The 1,225-nt window shown below is 56.4% G+C and carries 1 rRNA gene; it reads right to left on the bottom strand.

What is annotated here, in order from left to right:
* Positions 1 to 1,225 (bottom strand): 23S ribosomal RNA (locus QA600_RS22760); the annotation flags it as partial.

Here is a 1,225-nt window from a genome sequence, read left to right as displayed (position 1 = left end):
TGCACACTGGCACAGGAATATTAACCTGTTTCCCTGTTGTCCCCTTCGAATTACGGGGGGACTTAGGACCGGCTAACCCTCAGCTGATCAGCATTGCTGAGGAACCCTTACTCGTTCGGCCGTCGGGGGTCTAACCCGACTAACGCTGCTACTATGACCAGGATTTTCGTTACTGAACGGTCCACACGATCTCTCGACCGTGCTTCCACCCGAACAGAACGCCGACCTACGGGATCATCCGGTAAAGGATGCCGCTAGGTCTCGGTGGTGGACTTGAGCCCCGATCATTTTGGGCGCTCCGAACCTCGGCCGGTAAGCTGTTACGCTTTTCTTAGAGGGTAGCTGCTTCTAAGCTCACCTCCCGGCTGTCTAGGGCTCGGAACCACCTTCGATCGCACTTAGTCCACACTTGGGGACCTTAACCCAGCTCTGGGTTGTCTCCCTCACGGTACACAGGCTTACCCCGCGCACCGGACTCCCTGCGTCAGCGGCGTTCGTAAGTTTGGAGTTGGACAGGGGGGCGCACTCCTCTCGGAGTGCGGTCCCCCAATCCGTCGCTCTACCTCACGAACTACCTCAGCAGAGGTCATGCTTCGACATGTGTCGGTCGGAACCAGCTGTTTCCGGATTCGATGGGCCTTTCACCCCTAGACGTAGGTCACGAGAGGGTATTGTAGGACACCAACTCTAACAGACTTCCACGTGCCTTTCGGCACGCTTCATCTTGCCCACGCCTAGATCATCCGGTTTCGGGTCATGCCCGATTGACTCCCCGCGCTTGAACACGGCGGCCCTCACACAGAAGTGCTGCGGCCCTGTCGGTTTCCCTACGCCTTCCCCGATGATCGGGTTAGACTCGTCAATCAGGCATACTCCCTGGTTCGTTTTTCAAAACGTACGACTGGACACCGGCTTCTGCTGCTTCTTACTATGGGTTCGCACCCGGTTCATTTCGCAGCAGACCTTTTGTGCCCAGTCGCTCCATCGCCAACTGATTTCACGCCCTATTGCACCTCCCTTCTCGGGGTGCTTTTCAGCGTTCGCTCACGCTACTTGTTCGCTATCGGTCTTGAGGAGTGTTTAGTCTTCTCAGTCGATGCCTGAGATATTCACGAGGGATATCCAACCCCCGATACTCTGGAGCTGACTCGTCTTGTACTCGTCTTCGGTACGGGACTGTCACCCTGTTTCGTGCTCCGTTCCAGGAGACTTCGCGAAGAGTTTC

The organism is Natronococcus sp. A-GB1 (assembly GCF_029688845.1).
Classification (GTDB): domain Archaea; phylum Halobacteriota; class Halobacteria; order Halobacteriales; family Natrialbaceae; genus Natronococcus.
This window is presented reverse-complemented; position numbering and strand designations above follow the sequence as displayed.